This is a genomic window from Nonomuraea sp. NPDC050663 (assembly GCF_044456985.1).
GTDB lineage: Bacteria > Actinomycetota > Actinomycetes > Streptosporangiales > Streptosporangiaceae > Nonomuraea.
This window is the reverse complement of the sequence record NZ_JBITGL010000001.1, coordinates 480,680-502,007: the sequence shown is the minus strand read 5'-3', so window position 1 is coordinate 502,007 and position 21,328 is coordinate 480,680. Positions and strand designations below refer to the sequence as shown.

Annotated in this window: 15 protein-coding genes; 9 read left to right on the top strand and 6 right to left on the bottom strand. The window is 70.9% G+C overall.

The features are described 5' to 3' along the window. Complete coding sequence (locus tag ACIBH1_RS02515; protein ID WP_397311772.1) at positions 1–4,428, top strand: FtsK/SpoIIIE domain-containing protein; 4,428 nt, start codon at positions 1–3, stop codon at positions 4,426–4,428. Here the strand turns inward: ACIBH1_RS02515 and ACIBH1_RS02510 are convergent. Continuing rightward, positions 4,425–5,021, bottom strand: coding sequence for an ArsR/SmtB family transcription factor (locus ACIBH1_RS02510; RefSeq protein ID WP_397311771.1), 597 nt, complete (start codon positions 5,019–5,021; stop codon positions 4,425–4,427). The genes ACIBH1_RS02515 and ACIBH1_RS02510 overlap by 4 nt on opposite strands. 69 nt (positions 5,022–5,090) lie before the next feature. Here ACIBH1_RS02510 and ACIBH1_RS02505 point away from each other — a divergent pair, with 69 nt between their 5' ends. Continuing rightward, complete coding sequence (locus tag ACIBH1_RS02505) at positions 5,091–6,296, top strand: MFS transporter (RefSeq protein WP_397311770.1); 1,206 nt, start codon at positions 5,091–5,093, stop codon at positions 6,294–6,296. Position 6,297: 1 nt separating this feature from the next. Here the strand turns inward: ACIBH1_RS02505 and ACIBH1_RS02500 are convergent, their stop codons facing one another. Both ACIBH1_RS02500 and ACIBH1_RS02495 read right to left on the bottom strand, forming a co-directional pair. Then, the gene (locus ACIBH1_RS02500) at positions 6,298–6,573 is read right to left on the bottom strand and encodes a WXG100 family type VII secretion target (RefSeq protein ID WP_397311769.1); all 276 of its coding nucleotides are present in this window, start codon (positions 6,571–6,573) and stop codon (positions 6,298–6,300) included. 129 nt (positions 6,574–6,702) lie between these two features. Continuing rightward, a complete protein-coding gene (locus ACIBH1_RS02495) occupies positions 6,703–6,975 on the bottom strand; it encodes a WXG100 family type VII secretion target (protein ID WP_181611264.1) in 273 nt (90 codons plus the stop codon). A 124-nt stretch (positions 6,976–7,099) separates the two neighbouring features. On the opposite strand from ACIBH1_RS02495, the gene ACIBH1_RS02490 reads away from it, so the two are divergent. The 4 genes from ACIBH1_RS02490 (at position 7,100) to ACIBH1_RS02475 (ending at position 12,517) form a co-directional block, all read left to right on the top strand. Further along, complete coding sequence (locus tag ACIBH1_RS02490; RefSeq protein ID WP_397311768.1) at positions 7,100–7,807, top strand: SDR family NAD(P)-dependent oxidoreductase; 708 nt, start codon at positions 7,100–7,102, stop codon at positions 7,805–7,807. Between the two features lie 32 nt (positions 7,808–7,839). Further along, complete coding sequence (locus ACIBH1_RS02485) at positions 7,840–9,591, top strand: acetyl/propionyl/methylcrotonyl-CoA carboxylase subunit alpha (protein WP_397311767.1); 1,752 nt, start codon at positions 7,840–7,842, stop codon at positions 9,589–9,591. 73 nt (positions 9,592–9,664) lie between these two features. Beyond that, positions 9,665–11,035 (top strand): hypothetical protein, encoded by a 1,371-nt coding sequence (locus ACIBH1_RS02480; protein ID WP_397311766.1) that lies wholly within the window; start codon positions 9,665–9,667, stop codon positions 11,033–11,035. A gap of 84 nt (positions 11,036–11,119) precedes the next feature. Next, entirely contained in the window at positions 11,120–12,517 is a 1,398-nt protein-coding gene (locus ACIBH1_RS02475; protein WP_397311765.1) for a serine hydrolase domain-containing protein, read from the top strand. On the opposite strand, the gene ACIBH1_RS02470 is transcribed toward ACIBH1_RS02475, so the two are convergent. From ACIBH1_RS02470 to ACIBH1_RS02460, 3 genes are all read right to left on the bottom strand, one after another. Continuing rightward, complete coding sequence (locus tag ACIBH1_RS02470; protein WP_397311764.1) at positions 12,502–13,485, bottom strand: LacI family DNA-binding transcriptional regulator; 984 nt, start codon at positions 13,483–13,485, stop codon at positions 12,502–12,504. The two genes, ACIBH1_RS02475 and ACIBH1_RS02470, sit on opposite strands and share 16 nt — an antisense overlap. Then, entirely contained in the window at positions 13,482–16,130 is a 2,649-nt protein-coding gene (locus ACIBH1_RS02465) for a glycoside hydrolase family 3 C-terminal domain-containing protein (RefSeq protein ID WP_397311763.1), read from the bottom strand. Before ACIBH1_RS02465 ends, ACIBH1_RS02470 begins: the two co-directional genes overlap by 4 nt. Before the next feature lie 229 nt (positions 16,131–16,359). Further along, positions 16,360–17,535 (bottom strand): ROK family protein, encoded by a 1,176-nt coding sequence (locus ACIBH1_RS02460; RefSeq protein WP_397311762.1) that lies wholly within the window; start codon positions 17,533–17,535, stop codon positions 16,360–16,362. 212 nt (positions 17,536–17,747) lie between these two features. On the opposite strand from ACIBH1_RS02460, the gene ACIBH1_RS02455 reads away from it, so the two are divergent. Genes ACIBH1_RS02455 through ACIBH1_RS02445 form a run of 3 tightly spaced genes read left to right on the top strand, consistent with a single transcriptional unit; the run spans position 17,748 to position 21,305 of the window. Then, positions 17,748–19,385: an extracellular solute-binding protein gene (locus tag ACIBH1_RS02455; protein WP_397311761.1), complete on the top strand. Its 1,638-nt coding sequence runs from the start codon at positions 17,748–17,750 to the stop codon at positions 19,383–19,385. Continuing rightward, a complete protein-coding gene (locus ACIBH1_RS02450) occupies positions 19,378–20,388 on the top strand; it encodes an ABC transporter permease (RefSeq protein WP_397311760.1) in 1,011 nt (336 codons plus the stop codon). Before ACIBH1_RS02455 ends, ACIBH1_RS02450 begins: the two co-directional genes overlap by 8 nt. Further along, a complete protein-coding gene (locus ACIBH1_RS02445) occupies positions 20,385–21,305 on the top strand; it encodes a carbohydrate ABC transporter permease (protein ID WP_397311759.1) in 921 nt (306 codons plus the stop codon). Before ACIBH1_RS02450 ends, ACIBH1_RS02445 begins: the two co-directional genes overlap by 4 nt. The last annotated feature ends 23 nt before the right edge of the window (positions 21,306–21,328 follow it).

Sequence of the window (21,328 nt, the reverse complement as noted above, 5' to 3'; positions counted from 1 at the left end):
ATGATGCGCATCTCCCTCACGGCGCTCACCCGTAACGGCCCGCGCGACGTGGTCGCCCAGGCCGACGACACGGTCACCGCCGGGCGCTTCGCCGAGGTGCTGGGCGAGTCGCTCGGCGAGCCACGCGCCCAGGTCGTCGCCCACCCCGCCTGGGCCAGCGGCCCGCTGCACCAGCGGGCCGGGCACCTGGGCGGGCTGTGGGTCAACGGCCGGCCCGTCGACCCGTCGACGCCCGCCGGGCAGGTGCTGCGCGACGGCGACATCGTCGCCTTCGACCCGGCGGCCGCGGCCGCCACGCACCGGGGCGAGCCCAGCGGCGCGGTCGAGTTGCGCGTCTCCAGCGGCCCGGCGGCCGGAGCCGTGCACCGGCTCGGCTTCGGCACCTACTCCGTGGGCACCTCGCCCGGCTGCTCGGTGCAGCTGCCCGACCAGAACACCGCACCGCACGCCTTCTCGGTGCACGTGACGGTGCACGAGGCCATGGTCGAGCCCGCTCCCGGCGCCTTCGTGCTGCTGGAGGGCCGGCAGCTGACCGGTCCCGAACGATGGACCCCCGGGCAGGTGCTCATCACGGGAGCCAGCGTCCTGACGCTCATGCTGCCGCAGAACCCCGACGCGCACCTGACGCCGATCGAGAGCGGGCTGGCCTACAACCGGCCGCCGCGGCTGAGCCAGCCGCCGCGCACCAAGCCCATCGAGGTGCCGATCGAGCCGCAGCGCCCCACCCACCAGCGCCTGCAGCTCCTGACGAGCGTGCTGTTCGGCATCGGCGGCGTCGTGATGGCCATCGCCTTCGGCCAGCCGCTCTTCCTGCTCATGGCGCTGCTGACGCCGCTGACCATGGTCGGTCAGTGGTACAGCGACCGCCGCCACGGCAAGCGTAGCCACAAGCAGGCGATGAAGGAGTTCCGCCTCAACCGCGACACCTTCGCCCAGGCGCTCGAACTCCTGCGCCTCGACGACCAGGGCGAACGCCGGGCCCAGCTTCCTGACCCGGCCGAGACCCTGCTGACCGCCACCGGCCCGCGACGCAGGTTGTGGGAGCGCCGCAGCCACGACGCCGACACGCTCCACCTGCGGGTGGGCGTGGCCGACCAGCCCTCGCTCATCGAGCTGATCGTCGAGCACGGCAGCAACGCCTCCGACCGGGAACTGCCCTCGGTGCCGGTCTCGCATGCCGTACCCCTGGCCGTGCCGATGCCGCAGGTCGGCGTGCTGGGCCTGACCGGCGCGCGCCAGACCTCCCGGGCGCTCGGCCGCTGGCTGGTGGCCCAGGCCGCCGCCCTGCACAGCCCGCGCGACCTGGCCATCGTGGTGCTGTCGGCCGACCACGAGGGAGAGGCGAGCTGGAACTGGGTTCGCTGGCTCCCGCACGCCACCCCGCACGAGGGCGAGGAGTGCCTGTCGCTGGTCGGCGCCGATCCCGAGTCGGCGGCCAGGCGGGCGGTCGAACTGGTCAACAAGATCCAGGCGCGGCGGGCCAGCAAGAAGTCGAACATGGACTTCGGCGGCTTCGGCGGGCTCAACGAGGACAAGCGCGCGTTCGCCGGATACGCCAGCGAGAAGCCGTACGACATCCTGGTCGTCCTCGACGGCGCGCGGGCCCTGCGCAGCCTGCCCGGCATGCCGCAGATCCTGCAGTTCGGCCCGACCGTCGGCGTCTACAGCATCTGCATCGACGACGACCAGCGCCTGCTGCCCGAGGAGTGCACCACGGTCGCCGTCTGCGATCTCGACAGGCCCGCGTTCGTCCGGCTCAGCGGCGCCATGCAGAGCGCGGAGGTCATCGCCGACCAGGTCAACAGCCCCTGGTGCGACCGCTTCGGCCGGGCGCTCGCCCCGCTTCGGGACGTGAGCCGCGAGGACGCCGACTCCGCCATCCCCACCTCGGCCAGGCTCCTCGACCTGCTGGGCATGCCCGACCCCGCCCCCGAGCAGATCGCCTCCTACTGGTCGCGCGGGCGCACCACCAGGGTGCCGATCGGCATCGGCGCCGACGGGCCCTACACCCTCGACCTGCGCCTGGACGGCCCGCACGGCCTCGTCGCCGGCACCACCGGCGCCGGCAAGTCGGAGCTACTGCAGTCGTTCATCGCCTCGCTGGCCGTGCACAACCGGCCCGACGAGATGAACTTCGTGCTCATCGACTACAAGGGCGGCTCGGCCTTCAAGGACTGCGCCAAGCTGCCGCACACGGTCGGCATGGTCAGCGATCTCGACGGCCACCTCACCGAGCGCGCCCTGGAATCGCTGGCCGCCGAGCTCAAACGGCGCGAGCACATGCTGCTCAGGGCCGACGCCAAGGACGTCGAGGACTACAACGACTACCGCGACCAGGGCATGCCGCTGGAGCCCATGCCTCGGCTGATCCTGATTATCGACGAGTTCGCGGCCATGGTGCAGGAACTGCCCGACTTCATCGTCGGCCTCGTCGACATCGCCCGCCGGGGCCGGTCACTCGGCGTGCACCTGATCCTGGCCACCCAGCGCCCCGGCGGCGTGGTCACCCCCGACATCGCCGCCAACACCAACCTGCGCATCGCGCTGCGCGTCACCAGCAACGAGGAGTCCGCCGACGTGATCAACGCGCCGGTCGCGGCGCAGATCTCCAAGACCACCCCCGGCCGCTGCTACGTGCGCTCCGGCGCCTCCTCGCTGCACGCCGTGCAGTCGGCGCGCATCGGAGGCCGCCGCCCCGGCCAGGGCAAGGCCAAGACCGAGTTCATCGACATCAGCCCCATCACCTGGATCCGGCTCGGCTCCCCGCTCGACTCGCGCACGCAGGCCGAGGACGAGTCGCTGATGGAGACCGACCTGTCGGTGCTGGTCGAGGTGATCGGCCGCACGGCCCGCGCCATGGGCGTCTCCCAGCAGCGCAGCCCCTGGCTGGAGCCGCTGGCCGACACGCTCACCCTGGCCGAGCTGGAGCCGGCCGACACCTGGACCAAGCTGCCGATGGGCCTGGCCGACGTCCCCTCGCTGCAGATGCGCTCCACCGAGGTCTACGACCTGGCCGCCTCCGGCCACCTGCTGGTGTGCGGCTCTGCCCGTTCCGGACGCTCGACCGTGCTGCGTGCCCTGGCGGCCTCGGTCGCCGTCCAGGCTCCTCCGCGCGACGTGCACCTGTACGCGGTCGACTGCGGCAACAACGCCCTGCTCCCCCTGGTCGGCCTGCCGCACACCGGCGCCGTTGTCGGCCGTGACTCGCCCGACCGGCTCGGCCGCCTGACCGACCGGCTGCTCGGCGAGATCGCCAGGCGTCAGCAGTTGCTGGCCGGGCAGGGCTTCGCCGACCTGAGCGAGCAGCGGGCGGCCGTGCCGGAGCACGAGCGCCTGCCGTACCTGCTGGTGCTCTTCGACCGCTGGGAGGGCTTCTACGCGGCCTTCGAGTCCTACGACGGCGGCAAGCTGGTCGACCAGTGGCTGCAGATCCTGCAGGAAGGCGCGGGCGTCGGCGTCAAGGTGGTGATGTCGGGCGATCGCACCACCCTGGTCGGGCGCATCTCCACGCTCTTCGACGACCGCCTGGTGCTCAAGCTGTCGGACCCGGCCGACTACAGCTACGTGGGCATGCGCGCCAAGGACGTGCCCGACCACATGCCTCCCGGACGCGGCTTCCGCGCCGCGGCCGTGGTGCGCGAGGTCCAGGTCGGCCTGCTGGCCGCCGACGTGGCGGGCACGGCGCAGGTCGCCGCGCTGCACCAGCTCGGCAGGGAGGCCAAGCTGCGCTTCGGCGAGCTGGCGCGCCACCTGCGGCCTTTCCGCGTCGACGCGCTGCCGACCGGCGTCACCCTGGCCGAGGCGGTGGCGATGGCCGACGAGGCACTGCCTTCCGACGCGGTCGTGTTCGGCGTGGGCGGCGACTCGCTGGGCGTGCGCGCCTTCCGCGCGGAGGAGCACGGCCCGGCCCTCGTCGTGGCGGGGCCGCCCAAGAGCGGTCGCTCCACCACGCTCGTCACCATGGGCTCCTGGCTGGCCCAGCGGGGCTACTCGCTGGTCACCATCACGCCGCGCCGCTCGCCGGTGCGCGACCTGCCCGGCGCCTCCTTCAGCGGTGAGGCCTCACCCGACGAGGTCAAGCAGGCGCTGTCCGGCAAGCACGCGCTGCTGGTCGACGACATGGAACTGCTGGGCAACGACAGCGAGCTGGCCGAGTGGCTGACCGACTACGTGGGCGAGGTGCGCGACACCGGCAACCTGATCATCGGCGCGGGCAGCGTCGAGGACCTCGACTCCATGTATCGCGGTCCCGTCGTGGCCATGAAGAAGACGCGCAACGGGCTGCTCCTGCGGCCGACCTCCACCAGCCAGGGCGACCTGCTCGGGGTACGGCTGCCGCGCAGCCTGGCCACCGGCTCGGGACCGGCGGGTCGCGGGCTGATGGTGCTGGGCGGCATGTGGGAGCTGGTGCAGGTCGCGAGCGCCTAGCTCGCGGGCGGATACACCATCGGCTGGATGTAGACGTTGATCCGCCGCCGGTCGTCAGCAGGATCGGCGGCGGCCCTGCCGCGCTCGCGCCATCGTTCGATCAGGTCGTTGAAGTCGTCGTAGAACTGGCTCAGCTCGGCCGCGGTCAGCTCCATGGGGCCGTTGATGCTGGGCAGCGCCACGTCCTGCCACTCCTGCGGCAGGCTGTGCATGGCCTCCACCGAGCGCCGGTTGCGCTCGGCGGCGGCGTCGACCCACGCCAGCAGGGCGGCCCGCTGCGTGTGCTGCCCGACGGGGTCGCCGGCGAAGTCGGAGGGCGTCATCGACAGGCTGTCGGTCGGCACGAAGCGCCACCAGCGCTCGCGCTTGTCGCGCGCCAGCTCCGGCGCCTCGGCCACCAGCCCGTGCTGCCCCAGCTGCTGCAGGTGGTAGCTGACCGCCCCGACCGCCTCGCCCACGCGCGCGGCCAGCATGCCCACGGTCGCGGGCCCGATCTCGGCGACGGCCATGAGCAGGCGGATCCGGGTCGGATGGGCCATCGCCTTGAGCGTGCCCACGTCGTCGGGGCCGAGGTGCCGTCGCGTCTGCTCCACGGAGGAGATCCTATCGGGATACTTGTACAAGAGTTCTTGTACAACTTATCTTGTTGAACCATGCAGCCGTTGAGAAGGAATCTGCGCTTCCAGCTGTTCTGGGTGGGATCAGCCGCGTCGGAGCTCGGCTCGACGCTCTCCTGGCTCGCCTACCCCCTGCTCGTGCTGGCCCTGACCGGCTCCCCCACGCAGGCGGGCCTGGTCGGCGCGGTCGCCATGGGCGCCGAGATCATCTGCGGCATCCCCGCCGGAGCGCTGGTGGACCGGTGGGACCGCCGGCGCATCCTGCTCGGCACCGACCTGGTGCGCATGGCCGCCATGGCGAGCCTGGCGGTGGCCCTGCTGGCCGACGCACTAACCATGCCCCACCTGCTCGCCGTCGCCCTGGTCAACGGCGTGGCGAGCGCGCTGTTCTGGCCCGCGCACGGCGCCTCCCTGCGCTCCCTGGTGCCGAGCGAGCAACTGCCGACCGCCTACGCCCAGGAACAGACCCGCCAGCACGCCGCCGGCCTGGCCGGCCCGGCGCTGGGCGGCGTGCTGTTCTCCCTGGGACGCGCGATCCCGTTCCTCGTCGACGCCGTGACGTACCTGGTCTCGTTCGTCTGCGTCGCGTTCGCCCGGGTGCCCAGGCGCCCGGAGACGCCCGCGGAGCCGCAGAGCATGCGCGAGGGCATCGGCGAGGCGTTCCGCTGGTTGTGGGACCAGCCCGTGCTGCGGGCGGCCGCCGCGCTCGCCTTCGTGATCAACCTGGTGGTCAACGCGATGAAGCTGCCGATCATCGTGATGGTCGCCACCCCGGCGGACGTCGGCCTGGTGATGGCGGCCCTGGGCGTCGGAGGCCTCGCCGGGGCGGCCATCTCGGCCAGGCTGATGCGCCTGCTGCCCACCGGGCGGCTCATGCTCGCGGGCGTCTGGTTCCTGGCTGCCGTGCTGCCGTTCCTGGTGCTGCCGCTGGGCACCTACTGGGCAGCCGTGGTGCTGTTCTTCGCCATGCTGGCGGCGCCCGCGCTGAACATCGCGATCGAGGTCGAGATCGCCCGCACCGCGCCCGACCACATGCAGGGGCGGGTCCACGGCGTCATCGGCGTCGCCTTCGGAGGCGCCACGCCGCTCGCTCCCCTGCTCGGCGGCGTCCTCAGCCAGTACGCCGGCGCCGAGCCCGCGATCCTGATCCTGTGCGCGCCTCTGGCCCTGTGCGGCATCGCGGGCCTGTTCTCACCGGCCCTGCGCGCGAAGAGGGGCCTCCCTCGGCGGGAGGCCCCTCTTTCGGTATAGCTCAGGCGCCGGTCGCTGCCTGGATGGCTTCCTTGTTCTTGCGGATGCCGGTCTGGGCCTCCTCAAGGGCCTGCGACACCTTGTCGAAGGAGGACTTGTACGCCTCCCACGCGGACTTGAACTTCTCCGCGTTGGGACCGGACCACGAGGCCGGGATCTTGTTCGCCTCGGCGTCGAGCGCCTTCTTGGCGTCGAGGACCGTGCCCGCCTGGGTCTTGAAGGTCTGGGACATCTTGTCCATGTCCGCGATGACTCCACCGACCTTAGCGTCGCCCATGGATCTCCCCTTTACCGTCAGTCTCAGAGATAACAGCCATCACAATAGTCACAAATCCAGACATGGCGCAGTTATCCCCATAAAGACCGGGGTGCCGGGCGCGGGCACCCCGGTAGGTGGGTCGAGTCGTCAGCGGGTGGCGGACTCGATGTTGCCCCGGTAGGTGTTGATCACACGGGACGCTTCGGCGAGTTCCTCGGTCATACGCTGGAACGCCGCCCGATAGTTCTGCCAGGCACTGCCGAACCGGTCGGCGCCGGGCCCGGTCCAGGCGGTGCCGACCTTGGCAGCCTCCCGGTCGAGCGCGGCCATGGTGGCGCGTACGGTCTCCGACTGCTGGGTGAACTGCGTCGCCATCTGCTGCATTTCAGCGGGATTGCCACCGAGCAGGCTCTGGCTCATGCCGTACCTCCTGGATCGACGCTAGAAGCGCCCCAACGATAGGTCTCGGATCAAGGCATCGCCCGGCGATATAGCGAGCGGCTATGGTCTTCCAGAGGATTATTCGGATCTATGGGGAGCAACGGTGCGCGAGGTTGTGGTGACCGGCGGGGGCACGGGGATCGGCCTGGCGATCGCGAAGGCGTTCGCCGAGCTCGGTGACAGCGTGACCGTCACAGGACGCCGCGAGCACGTGCTGAAGGAGACGGGTTTCCCCTACGTCGCCTTCAACGCCGCCAGCCCCGTGGCGGTCAACGACGCGCTGGGCCGGCTGCCGGTGAAGGTCGACGTGCTCGTCAACAACGCGGGCGGCAACACCAACCTCGACAGGGCCGACTCCGACGACCTGATGGACGTCGCCGAGTCGTGGTGGGCCAATCTGAACGCCAACCTGCTGTCGGCGGTGCTGGTCACCAAGGCGCTCCAGCGCCGGATCGGCGACGGCGGCCGCATCATCTCCATCGGCTCGATCGCCGCGCGCGGCACCGGGTCGGGCTCGTACGGCGCGGCCAAGGCAGCCCTGGAGGCCTGGACCGCGGACGTGGCGGCCGAGCTGGGCCCCAGGGGTGTCACCGCCAACGTGATCTCCCCGGGTCTCATCGTGGAGACCGAGTTCTTCAAGGGACGCCTGACGGACGAGGGCATCAAGCGACGTGTCGAGGGCACTCGCAACGGCAGAGCGGGCACGCCGTCGGACGTGGCCGGCACCGCCGTCTTCCTCGCCTCGCCCGGCGCCCGGCATGTGACTGGACAGGTGGTCCACGTCAATGGTGGCGCTTACCTGGGTCGTTAGACTCGATCCGGGTCAATCGGGAAGGGAAGAACGTGCGTAAGGTTCTGATCGCGAATCGCGGCGAGATCGCCGTGCGGGTGGCCCGTGCCTGCAAGGACGCCGGGATCGCCAGCGTGGCCGTCTACGCCGACCAGGACCTGGACTCCCTGCACGCAAAGGTCGCCGACGAGGCGCACGCGCTGGGCGGCCAGTCTCCCGCCGAGACCTACCTCGACGTCGCCAAGCTGCTGAAGATCGCCCAGCAGACCGGGGCCGACGCCGTCCACCCCGGCTACGGCTTCCTGGCCGAGAACGCCGGGTTCGCCCAGGCGGTGATCGACGCCGGGCTGACCTGGATCGGCCCGCCGCCGAGCGCCATCGCGGCGCTGGGCGACAAGGTCCAGGCGCGGCACATCGCGCAGAAGGTGGGCGCGCCCCTGGTGGCAGGCACCAAGGACCCGGTGGCAGGCGCCGAGGAGGTGGTGGCCTTCGCCGAGGAGCACGGGCTGCCCATCGCCATCAAGGCGGCCTACGGCGGCGGCGGCCGAGGGCTGAAGGTGGCCAGGACGATCGAGGAGATCCCCGAGCTGTTCGACAGCGCGGTGCGCGAGGCGGTCACCGCCTTCGGCCGGGGCGAGTGCTTCGTGGAGCGCTACCTCGACAGGCCGCGCCACGTGGAGACCCAGTGCCTGGCCGACACCCACGGCAACGTGGTGGTGGTCAGCACCCGCGACTGCTCGCTGCAGCGCCGCCACCAGAAGCTGGTGGAGGAGGCGCCCGCGCCGTTCCTCAGCCAGGAGCAGCTCGACCTGCTCTACACCAGCTCCAAGGCCATCCTCAAGGAGGCCGGCTACGTGGGTGCGGGCACCTGCGAGTTCCTGGTCGGCCAGGACGGCACGATCTCCTTCCTGGAGGTCAACACCCGGCTGCAGGTCGAGCACCCGGTGACCGAGGAGGTGGCCGGCGTCGACCTGGTGCGCGAGATGTTCCGCGTCGCCGAGGGCGAGGAGCTCGGCTACGGCGACCCGCAGCTGCGCGGCCACTCGATCGAGTTCCGCATCAACGCCGAGGACGCCGGGCGCGGTTTCCTGCCCGCCCCCGGCACGCTGACCGCGATGCGCGCGCCGAGCGGCCCCGGGGTGCGCCTCGACTCCGGTTACGAGGCCGGGATGACCGTGCCGCAGACCTTCGACTCCCTGATCGCCAAGCTGATCGTCACCGGGCGCACGCGCGCGGAGGCGCTGGACCGCTCGCGCCGGGCGCTGGCCGAGTTCGAGATCGACGGCATGCCCACGGTCCTGCCCTTCCATCGCGCGATCGTCGAGGACCCCGCGTTCACCGGCGAGCCCTTCTCCGTGCATACCCGCTGGATCGAGACCGAGTTCGACAACACGATCGAGCCCTACGCGGGTGCGGTCGACGCCGCCGAGGCCGAGCCGCGCGAGCGGGTGACGGTCGAGGTGGGCGGCAAGCGGCTCGAGGTGGTTCTCCCGGCGGGCTTCGGCGTGGCCCGCGCCGCTCAGCCCTCAGCGAACAAGAGTCCCAAACGCGCGGCGCCCGGCGGCAGGAAATCCGGCGCCGTGAGCGGCGACGCCCTGGTCACGCCCATGCAGGGCACCATCGTGAAGGTGGTCGCCTCCGACGGCGACACCGTGGCCGAGGGTGACACGGTCGTGGTTCTCGAAGCGATGAAGATGGAGCAACCACTGACGGCGCACAAGTCCGGCACCATCACCGGCCTCGACGCGGCCGTCGGTCAGACCGTGACGGCTGGCGCGGCTATCTGCGAGATCAAGGACGTATAGCAGGTAAGTTCGGTAGAGGAGGAACTTTGCCGATCGCCGGTTCGTCCCTAAGGGCGAAGGAGGCTAGCTGCCGATGACCCACTCGCTGCGCCGGGCAGGGGCCGCGCTCGTTGCGCTGCTCGCCGGGCTGTTCGCTGTTCTCGCATTCCAACCAGCGGCCCACGCCGCCGCGCTTCCTGACGCCACCGCCGTGATGGCCGAATGGAAGTCGGGCGACCCGCTCTTCGTCGACTCAGGATCACCGCTCAGCAGTGACCAGCAGTCCGACATCACCAACGACTTCAAGGACGCCAGCTCCAAGATCTACGGTGTCGCCGTGGCCGACGGCGCCGCGACCGAGGCCGAGGCCGGCGCCTTCATCCAGACCCTGGGCAAGGAGCTCGACGCGGCCGGACGTCCCGACGCGACGATCGCCATGTTCGTCGGCACGCGGATGTACGCCGACTCGACGGTGGTCAACCAGGCCACCCTCAACCGCATCCAGGGCCTGGCCATCCAGAACGCCGGCGGCGACTTCGCCAAGGGCATCGCCGAGTGGACCGAGCGCGTCGACCTGGCCGCGGCGGGCAAGACCCGCTCGGCTCTGAGCTCGAACCCGGTCAGCGGCGGCGGTGGCGGTTCGGGCGTGCTGATCGCGCTCGGCGCGCTGGCCGTGGTCGGCGGCGGCGGCTACTTCCTCTACTCGCGCAACGCCAAGAAGAAGCGCCTGGAGCAGGAGGCGCGCGACCTGGCCGCGGTCAAGTCCACCGTGGAGGAGGACGTCACCAAGTTCGGTGAGGAGATCACCGCGCTCGACACCGACGTCACCCTTCAGGGCGAGGGCGGCCAGCACATCGGCGAGTGGCAGCAGGCCCTCGACTCCTACGAGCGGGCCAAGACCCAGCTCGCCGCGGTCACCAAGGCCGACCAGATCCGCGAGGTCACCCAGACGCTCGAGGACGGCCGCTACGCGCTGGCCGTGGTGAAGGCCAAGGTCGCCAACGAGCCGATCCCCGAGCGCCGCGCTCCCTGCTTCTTCAACCCGCAGCACGGCCCGTCCGTGCGCGACGTGCGCTGGGCCCCGCCCGGCGGCGCGGTGCGCGAGGTGCCGGCCTGCGCGATGGACGCCCAGGCGGTCGAGCAGGGCTTCGACCCGCAGCCGCGTGAGGTCATGGTCCACGGCCAGCGGGTGCCCTACTACAACGCGGGCCCGGCCTACCAGCCCTACGCCTACGGCTACTACGGCGGCTTCGGCGACGTCATGACCGGCATGTTCATCGGCACGATGATGGGCTCCATGATGTTCGGCGGCATGGGCATGGGCGGCTACGGAGCCGGCTATGCCGACGGCGCGGCGGCCGGCGACATGGGTGGCGGAGACTTCGGCGGCGACGCCGGCGGCTGGGGTGACTTCGGCGGCGGAGGCGACTTCGGCGGCGGAGACTTCGGCGGCGGCGACTGGTAAGCAGTCTCGCGGGAAGGGGTGCGTCCGACGGACGCGCCCCTTCTTTTTCGCCCACTTTCTCCGAAATTCCGTAGGATCGGAATTATGAAGAGAGCAATCGGCGCCCTGCTGATCGCGGCACTGGCCGTGCTGATCGCTCCCCGGCCGCCGAGCCCGGGTGACCGGCAGACCGGCGATCCCGCGCTGGCCCAGGCCGTACGGCAGGCGGCGCAGGACGGGCGGCACCGGGGCCTTTCCGTGGCGCTCATCGAGAACGGGCAGGTGCGCACCGCGGGGATCGGCACGAAGGAGGGCGAAATCCCGGTCGACGCGGCCACGCCGTACGAGATCGGCTCCGTCGCCAAGGCGATGACCGGCATGCTCCTGGCCGACTCGGGTATCGACCCGCGAACCAGGGTGCGCGAGCTGCTGCCGCACGTGCGGTGGGACGACCCGGCGGTCGGCGACGCCACGCTGGAGGAGCTGTCCTCGCACCGGGCGGGGCTGCCGCGCGACCGCGTGACGCCGCGGCTGCTGCTGGGCGGCTACCTGATGAACCTCACCGGCCGCTCCCCCTACGGCGAGACCTCACCCCAGGGCATGCTCGACAACGCCGCGGCCGTCTCGGCGGGCGAGAAGGGCGAGGTCAGCTACTCCAACCTCGGCGCGGCCCTGCTCGGGCAGGCCCTGGCCGCCGGGACCGGCACGAGCTACCCGCAGCTGCTCAAGTCCCGCCTGCTCGACCCGCTCGGCATGACCGCCACCGTGATCATCGAGCCCGACGACCCGCTGCCCGCCGGGCACGCGACCGGTTTCCGCGCCAACGGCCTGGTCATGGATCCGTGGCGCGACCACGGTTACGGCCCGGCGGGCGGCGCCGTCTGGTCCACCGCCGCCGACCTGGCCAAGCTCGTCAAGGCGACGATGGAAGGCAGCGCGCCCGGTTCCTCCGCCACCACGCCGCGCTTCACCGAGACCTCCACGCGCAAGGTCGGCTACGGCTGGTTCACCAGCGACCACGGCAAGCAGGTCACCTGGCACAACGGCGGCACCGGCGGCTTCCGCGCGTTCGTCGGCTTCGACCGGGCGGCGGGCCGGGGCGTGGTGGTGCTCGGCAACACCGACACCACCGTCGACCCGATCGGGCTGCGGCTGCTCGGCGCCGATCCCTCCGGCCGCGAGCCCGGGCCGCCGATCGTGCAGATCCTCGTCACGCTGGTGCTCGTCGTCAGCCCCGCCCTGTCGCTGCTGCCCTCGCGCAGGGGGCTCGACCGGCGCACGACGGCCTCCGACCTGCTGTGGTCGGTGCTCATGCTGATGACCGCCTGGGCGGTGGGCTCCTGGGAGGTGCTGCCGCCCGTGATCTGGGCGCTGGGCGTGGGGTTGCTGGCCTACGCGGCCATCGTGCCCTGGAGGCGCCTGCCGTACGACAGGGGCAGGCCCTGGAGGTGGGCGAGCGTGGCCGTGCCGGTGGCGCTGATCGTGCTCTACGCCCTCCTGTAGGTGAGCCGCGGCTGGAGCAGGGTCGAGGCGGGCACCTGGCGGCCTTCGAGCTTCTCCATCAGCAGCCGCACCGCCTCCCTGCCGACCTCCTCCGCGGGGATCAGGACCGAGGCCAGGCGGGCGCGGTCGGCGATGTCGTCGGGGCAGATCGCCACGACCTCCAGCTGCCGGTCGAGCTCGCGCAGGGTGGCCAGGACGTGCCCGACGGCCGCCTCGTTGTGCACCACCAGGCCGGTCACCTGCGGGTGGTCGGCCAGGAGTTGCTTGACGGTGACGCGGACGTCGTCGAAGCCCTCCTCGCAGGGCAGCGCGACGCCGGACAGGCCGCGCGCCTCGATCGCGTCGGCGAAGCCGGCGCGGGTGCGGCGCGCGAAGCCGGTGCCGCGCTCGTAGACCACGGCGGGGGCGCCGAGCAGGGCGATCTCGCGGTGGCCGCGCCCGGCCAGGTGCGCCACGCACAACTTGCCGGCCGCCTCGAAGTCGAGGTCGACGCAGGTCAGCCCGGCCGAGTCGGCGGGGAAGCCGATCAGCACGGTCGGCTCGGACAGCTCGCGCAGCACCGGCACGCGCTCGTCGTGCTCCTCTATGTCCATCAGGATCAGGCCGTCGACCAGGGCGCTGGCGGCGGCACGGCGAATGCCGTCGGTGCCCTCGTCGGCGGTCAGCAGCAGCACGTCGTGGTCGAAGCTGCGGGCGGCGGTGACCACGGAGGTGGCGAACTGCATCAGCACCGGCACGTGCATGCCCGCGCGCAGCGGCAGCACCAGGGCGATCACGTTGGCCCGCTTGCTGGCCAGGGCCCGCGCTCCGGCGTTGGGGTGGTAGCCGAGCGCACGCACGCTGTCGAGCACGCGCCTGCGGGTCTCGGCGGAGATCGCCCGCTTGCCGCTCAGCACGTAGGAGACCGTGCTCACCGCGACGCCCGCGTGCCGGGCGACCTCGGCGATCGTCACATCCCTGCCCTTCATGCGAAGCACACCCCGCGCACGGTGATCCCGCAGTTCTCCAGCACGACATAAAGGTCGTGCACACCCTGGTATTCGGCAAGGGCGGACCTGCTCAGCACGGCCTCGTACCGGTCGGTCCTGGGCACGGGGAAGGAGGCCAGCACCTGACCGCCCAGCGGATCGTCGCGGCGCAGCGTGATGACGCCGCCCTCGGTGCTGCCCGCCTCGATCTCGCAGCTCCTGGCTCCCTTGAGGTCGACCTGGCGGAAGCGGACCCAGGCGCCGTCCGCCTCCGCCTTGACGGCCTCGCCGCGCTCCCTGGAGGCCGCCACGAAGGTGATCGCGTCGTAGTCGTCGTGGTCCATCGCGTCCAGGGGTCCGGTGCGCGGCGGGACGACCTCGCCCGCGACGTCGAAGCGGGCGCTCAGCCGCAGGTCGGTGGCGCTGCGGCCGACCATGAGCTGGTGCGGGGCGCTCTCCACGACGAACCTGCCGCGGGTGACGTCCCAGAAGGCGAGCTCGTCGATCTGGAAGGCGACCGACACCGTACGGCTCTCGCCGGGCGCCAGCCGTACCCTCGCGAACCTGCGCAGCTTGCGCTGGGGCTGCTTGACGCGGGAGACCCGCTGGCGCGAGTAGAACTGGACGACCTCGCTGCCCTCGCGCGGACCGGTGTTGGTGACGGTCACGCTCGCCCTGACCTCGTCGGCGGTCGTGGTCACGACCAGGCCGGAATAGTCGAAGGTCGTGTAGGACAGGCCGTGCCCGAAGGGATAGAGCGGGGTGCCCAGGTAGTACAGGTAGGTGGCGTCGGCGGAGATGATGTCGTAGTCGAGCAGGTCGGGCAGCTCGCAGGCGTCCCTGTACCAGGTCTGGGTGAGGCGGCCCTCGGGTTCTGCGTCGCCGAAGAGCACGTCGGCCAGCGCGTTGCCGTACTCCTGGCCGCCGTGCGCGGACCACACGGCGGCGCGCTCGGCGCCGGCCCAGGTGAACGGGTAGCCGCTGCTGATCACCAGCACGGTGTCGGGGTTGGCGGCGGCGACCGCCTTCAGCACGGCCTGCTGCGCCTGCGGCAGCGCCAGGTCGGCGCGGTCCTCGGTCTCGCGGCCGTTGACCAGCGGGTGGTCGCCGGCGACCACGATCGCCACGTCGGCGTCCCTGGCCACCTCGACCGCCTGCTCGGCCCCGTTGACCAGCACCTCGACGGTGAGCGGCAGCGGGTCCTCCTGCAGTCCCGCCGCGCCGACGTAGCGGCCGGTCGACAGGTTGCGCAGCGAACGGCCGACCCAGCGGAAGGTCTGGCGCACCTCCCAGCCGTTGGGCCCCGGCTGGTCGGCGATCAGCTGGCCGTCCTCGGTCGCGCCCAGGAACCGCCCGGTGGCCACGGAGCGCAGCGCCAGCGCGCCGCCGCCCCAGTCGAAGACGTCGAAGTAGCCCAGCTCGGGGCCGTCCTCGACGGCCAGCCTGATCCGGTCGACGCCCTCACAGAATACGGCGGCGTCCAGGCCCTTCCTGGCGGTGACGGCGTACGGCAGGCTGCCGGAGTACCAGTCCTCCATGAGGGTGTCGCCGAGCTGGCCGATCACCGCGATCCTGGCGGTTCGCGCCAGGGGCAGTAAGCCGTCGTTGTGCAGCAGCACCATCGAGCGCCGCGCGGCCTCGCGGGCCAGCTCCTGGTGCTCGGGGCTGTTGACCACGTCCTCGCCGATGTGGTCGTACGGGGTGGCGGGGTCGAACTCGCCGAGGCGGAATCTGATCGACAACGCGTGCCGTACCGCGAGGTCGAGGTCGTCCTCGGTGAGCAGGCCACGGGCGAGGGCGTCGGCGATGTGGTCCAGGGTGTCCTGCGGGCGGTCGTCGTCCTGGGTGAAGCTGTCGAGCCCCGCCTTGATGGCGTGGGCGTAGGCCTCGGCCGCGTCGTCGTGGTAGGCCTGCAGCCCGGTCAGGTTGCCGGGGGCGTAGGCGTCGCTCACCACGTGGATGTCGTCGGGCGCCCAGGCGCGCAGGATCTCGTTGATCAGCGGGCTGAGGTGGGCGGGCCGGCCGTTGACCAGGTTGTAGGAGGGCATGACGGCCACCGCGGCGCCGCTCTCCAGGGCCGGGCGGTAGCACGGCAGCTCGTACTCGTGCAGCACCCTCGGGGGCAGGTTGCTGCTGGTCACGCAGCGGTCGGTCTCGTTGTTGTAGCCGAGGAAGTGCTTGAGCGTGGGGGCCGTCCGCATCACGGGAGCGCTCCCACGAAGCCCGCGGGCGTACGCCTCGCCCATGATCCCGGTCAGCCACGGGTCCTCGGAGTAGCCCTCCTCGTTGCGCCCCCACCTCGGGTCGCGCAGCGGGTTCACCACGGGCGCCCACACGTTGCGTCCCGCGCCCTTGTGGCGGAAGGCGACGACCTCCTCGCCGGTCGCCTCCCCCACCCTGGCGACCAGTTCCGGGTCCCAGGTGCTGGCCAGGCCGACGGCCTGCGGGAAGACGGTGGCCTGGCCGAGCCAGGCCAGGCCGTGCAGCGCCTCGGTGCCCGTGCGGTAGGCGTCGATGCCGAGGCGGTCGATGGGGGGCTGGTACTGGTGCAGCAACGCGATCTTCTCCGGCACGGTGAGCCGGCCCATCAGGTCGGCCATGCGCTCGGCGAGGGGGAGGTCGGGGTCGCGGAACGTCTCGTTCATCGTCATCCTCTTGTCGAAGCGCTTCGACGGCCCATGTCGAAGCGCTTCGATCGGTTGCCGGAGAGGTTTCTGGGGGATTTCGCGGTGTTTCAAGAAGGGTGCACCCCTCCGTGGCGAAGGTCAAGAGCCGGAGGGGGCCCGAGCGGGCGAGCGGACGGGGCCCGGGACGGGCGGGCGGCGGACCAGCGGGCCGGACTCGGCGGTAGCGCCCCCGCCCGCTCGCCGTGCGTCAGGTGACCGAGGGCAGGCGGCCGGAGTCGACCGAGTCGAGCACGCGGGCCGCTCCCCCGAGCGCGGCGGCGTCGAGCCCGAGCGACGAGGCCACCACCCGCACCTCGGGCGCGATGGCCCTGGCACGCACCTCCGCCTCGAGCGCGGGCAGCAGCCAGGGCGCCAGCGGCACGTAGAAGCCGCCCAGCACCACCACCGACGGGTTGAGCAGGTTGGCGACGATGGCCACGCCCTTGCCGAGGTTGCTCCCGACGCTCTCGATCCGAGCGATCGTGGCCGCGTCGCCCGCCTGCGCGAGGCGCTCGATCTCCTCGACCTCGGCCCCGGAGACGGTGTCGAGCAGGGCGCCGATGCCGGCCATCGCCTCCAGGCAGCCCACGCGACCGCACCGGCAGGCGGGGCCGGAGGCGTCGAGCTGGATGTGGCCGATCTCGCCGCTGAAACCAAGCGCGCCGCGCCGCAGGGCGCCGTCCATGATGACGCCGGCGCCCACGCCGATCTCGCCGGTCAGGTAGACCAGGTCGGTGGCCCCGGCGTGCTCGCCGAAGCGCTGCTCGGCCAGGGCGGCGAGGTTGGCGTCGTTGTCGACCTGGATCGGGAAGCCGGGGTCGCGCAGGGCCTTGGCCAGGTCTCCGCCGAGGTCGAGGTCGCGCCATCCGAGGTTGGGCGCCAGCCGTACGGCTCCCTGGGCGTCGATCAGGCCGGGCACCGCGACGGTGAGACCGAGCACCTGACGGTTCTGCTTGGTCATGCGGTTGGCCACGCGCCTGATGATCGCGGCGACGGCCGCGATGCCCTCGCCGACGTGTTGTCCCGGCTCGAAGGCGCGCCGCCACGACAGCAGCCGCTCGCCGCCCAGCCCGACGGCGACGGCGGTGACGTAGCCGACGTTGATCTCCACGCCGATGGCGGCGTACGGCGCGCCGTCGAGCATCAGCATGATCGCCGGCCGGCCGACGCGGTTCTCGGTCAGCCCGATCTCGCGGACCAGTCGTCGTTCGATGAGGTCGGCCACGAGGCTGGAGACCGTCGCCTTGTTGAGGCCGGTCCCCGCCGCGATGTCGGCCCGCGAGCACGGCGCATGGTCGCGGACGAAGCGCAGGACCACCGAGAGGTTGGTGGCGCGGACGTCGGCGAAGTCAGCCGGCTGCGGATCGATGTTCGATGTGATCAAAGCCGCCCCCACTCCGGATCCGCCCCATCATGCCTCATGACTGCCCCATACCGTGAACATGGAGTCCGCCGAAACGCCGCATCGCGCTCCCGTCATCAATCTGTGACCGCTGCCACACCTTGTGGCCAGTCTGACACTGAACTAATTTGTTTGGCTATCAGACGAACTAACTCTATCGGGTCCCCTGCTCGAGAACCAGAAGGGAGCGCGCCGTGACATCGTCCTCGAAGGGCGCGATCAACCGCCGCGGCTTTCTCACCCTTGCCGGACTCTCCGCGTTCGCCGCTGCCTGCGGCGGAACCGCGCCGGTCTCGCGCAAGGGCTCCGGCACCGCCGAGGCGGTGGACAAGCTGACCCAGCTGCTGCCCAAGCACATCCCCTACGCGGGAGTGAAGCCCGACGTCAGCAACCCCGTCTCGATCGGCTTCACCTCCTACCCGCAGACCCTGGTCAAGGCGATCCCCGAGGTGCCCGGCAAGGGCAGCACCTTCAGCGCGATGACGCCCCTGTGGGGACCGCCGCCGCCGGTGCCCAACGAGTACTACGACGGGGTCAACAAGGCGCTCGGCGCCACCGTCAAGCTCAACATCGTCGACGGCAACTCCTACGTCGACAAGCTCGGCCCCATGCTGGCCGCGGGCAACGTCCCCGAGATCACCGCCGTGCCCGGCTGGAACGTGCAGGCCCTGGCCGACTTCGACCGCACCGTCGACCGGCTCTTCGCCGACCTCGGCCCGTACCTGTCCGGCGACAAGTCGTCCGCCTACCCGATGCTCGCCAACATCAGCCAGGAGGCCTGGGCCTTCGGCGTATGGAACGGCAAGCTCATGTCGATCCCGCACCCCGGCCAGAGCCCGGCCCGAGTGACGTACTTCCGCAAGGACATCTTCGACAAGCTCGGCGTGCAGCCGTGGAACACCGCCGACGAGCTCTTCGAGCTCGGCAAGAAGATCACCGACGCCAAGCAGAAGCGCTGGGCCTTCGGCGGCATCCACCAGGAGATCGAGCGGGCCTTCCGCGCCCCGAGCACCTGGCGCCTGGAGGGCGGCAAGCTGCTCCACAAGTACGAGACCAAGGAGTACGCCGACGCCATCGCCTTCATCCGCAAGCTCTACGAGGCCGAGCTCGTGCACCCGACGATCGTCGCGCAGGGCTACCAGTCGCCGGCCGGCAAGGAGCTGTTCGAGGGCGGCCAGGCCGTCATCACCGACGACGGCTTCGGGGCCTGGCACGAGGCCGTGACGCGGCAGGCGCCGGTCAATCCCGACTTCCTGATGAGCCCGCACTACTGGACCCACGACGGCGGCCAGCCGTTCGGCTGGTACCAGGAGCCGGCCTGGATGTACCTGTTCCTGCGCAAGGACCTGCCCAAGGAGAAGATCGAGGAGGTCCTGCGCATCCTCAACTGGTTCGGCTCGCCGATCGGCACCGAGGAGTACCACCTGTGGCGCTACGGCGTGAAGGACGTGCACTACACGCAGAAGCCCGGTGAGTTCCCCGCCTACACCAAGAAGGGGCAGCAGGAGTCGCAGCCGCCGACCTTCTTCTTCCTCTCCAGCCAGGTCGAGCCCGACAGCGAGTACTTCCCCGGCTACATCAAGGCCGCCGGCGACCTCAAGCTGGCCTGGTACAACAGCCGCGAGAAGTACCCCTTCGAGGGCATCCGCAAGCAGGACCCCTCCAAGCTTGCCGCCGCCCAGCAGCCCACCGAGGACAAGGTCCGCGACGTGGTCAAGGGCCGCCGCCCGCTGGAGGACCTGGCCAAGATCGTCCAGGAGTGGCGTGACGCCGGCGGCGAGGAGGCACGCACCTTCTTCATGAAGGTCCTCAAGGACAACGGCCGTGTCTGATCGTCGTGCGGTTCCCGTGGCCGAGCGCAGCCCGGCCACGGGAACGACCCCCGCACGCCCGCGGGAGGGGCGCGGCCGCCGCCGCGCCAGCCAGTCGTCGTTCCTCAGCCGCCTGCGCAGGGACTGGCAGCTGCTCCTGATGGTCGTCCCCGCGCTCGGCCTGCTGGGGCTCTTCCACTACGTGCCGACGTTGTGGAACGTGATCGCCTTCCTCGACTACACCCCGATCGACGGCATCACCAACAGCCCGTACGTCGGGTGGGGCAACTTCGCCTACCTGATGGGCGAGCCCGCCTTCTGGCACGCCGTCGGCAACACCGTGACGATCACCGCGTTCCAGCTGGTCTTCTACTTCCCGGTGCCGATCGCGCTGGCCATCCTGCTCAACAGCGTGCTGCGGCCCAGGCTGCGCGCGGTCATCCAGAACATCGTCTACCTGCCGCACTTCTTCTCGTGGGTGCTGGTGGTCACCGTCTTCCAGCAGATGCTGGGCGGGGCGGGGCTCACGGCGCAGGTGATGCGCGACTGGGGCATGAGCCCGGTCGACCTGATGACCAATCCCGACACCTTCATCGGGCTGGTCACCGTCCAGGCGATCTGGAAGGACGCCGGCTGGGGAATGATCATCTTCCTCGCCGCGCTCAGCACGATCAACCCGAACCTCTACGAGGCCGCCGCCGTCGACGGGGCCAGCCGCTGGCAGCGCATGTGGCACATCACCCTGCCCGGCCTGCGCCCGGTCATCGTGCTCCTGCTCATCCTGCGCCTGGGCGACGCCCTCAACGTGGGATTCGAGCAGTTCATCCTCCAGCGCGACGCGGTCGGGGCGGGAGCCGCCGAGGTGCTCGACACCTACGTCTACTGGCTGGGCCTGCTGACCGGCGACTGGAGCATCGGCGCCGCGGCCGGGCTGTTCAAGGGAGTCGTCGGCCTCATCCTCATTCTGGTCGCGAACAAAGTCGCCCACAAGCTCGGCGAGCAGGGGATCTACCAACGATCATGAGCACTGTCACGCAAACCTCACTCCGGCCCGTCTGGGACGAGGAACCCTCGCTGCCCGGGAAGATCGGCAAGGCTCTGGCCCTGACGCTCGTGACGCTCGCCGTCCTCTTCCCCCTCTACATCGTGGTGCTGACCAGCATCTCCTCCGCCGAAGCGATCAACGAGGCGGGCGGCCTGGTCATCGTGCCGAACGGCTTCAGCTTCGACGCCTACGCCGAGGTGCTCGGCGGCGGGGTCGTGCTGAAGGCGTTGATGGTCAGCATCGGGATCACCGTGGTGGGGACGGCGCTGAGCCTGTCGGTCACCGCCATGGCCGCCTACGGCCTGTCGCGGCCCGGCTCGCTCCTGCACCGGCCGCTGCTGTTCGCCGTGCTGATCACGTTCCTGTTCGGGCCGGGAATCATCCCGTCGTACATCATGGTCTACAGCCTCGGGCTGCTCGACAGCTACGCGTCGCTGATCCTGCCCGCCGCGATCTCCGCGTTCAACCTCGTCGTGCTGCGGGCGTTCTTCATGGCCATCCCCGGTGAGGTGATCGAGAGCGCCAGGATCGAGGGGGCCAGCGACTTCCAGATCTTCCGCAAGATCGTGCTGCCGCTCTCGAAGGCGGCGCTGGCCGTGATCGGGCTGTTCTACGCCGTGGCGTACTGGAACGCCTTCTTCAACGCGCTGCTCTACCTCAACGACAGCAGCAGGTGGCCGCTGCAGCTGGTCCTGCGGACCTACATCCTGCAGGGGCAGCCCATGCAGACCGCCTCGGGGGTGATGGACGCCAGCGGGCTGGGGCTCGCGGCGGTGCCGGTCACCTCGGTCAGGATGGCGGTGCTGGTGCTCGCGATGATCCCGGTGGTGCTCATCTACCCGTTCATCCAGCGGCACTTCATCAAGGGTGTGATCATCGGCGCCGTCAAGGGCTGAGGTCTTTTGCGGGTACGGCTCCC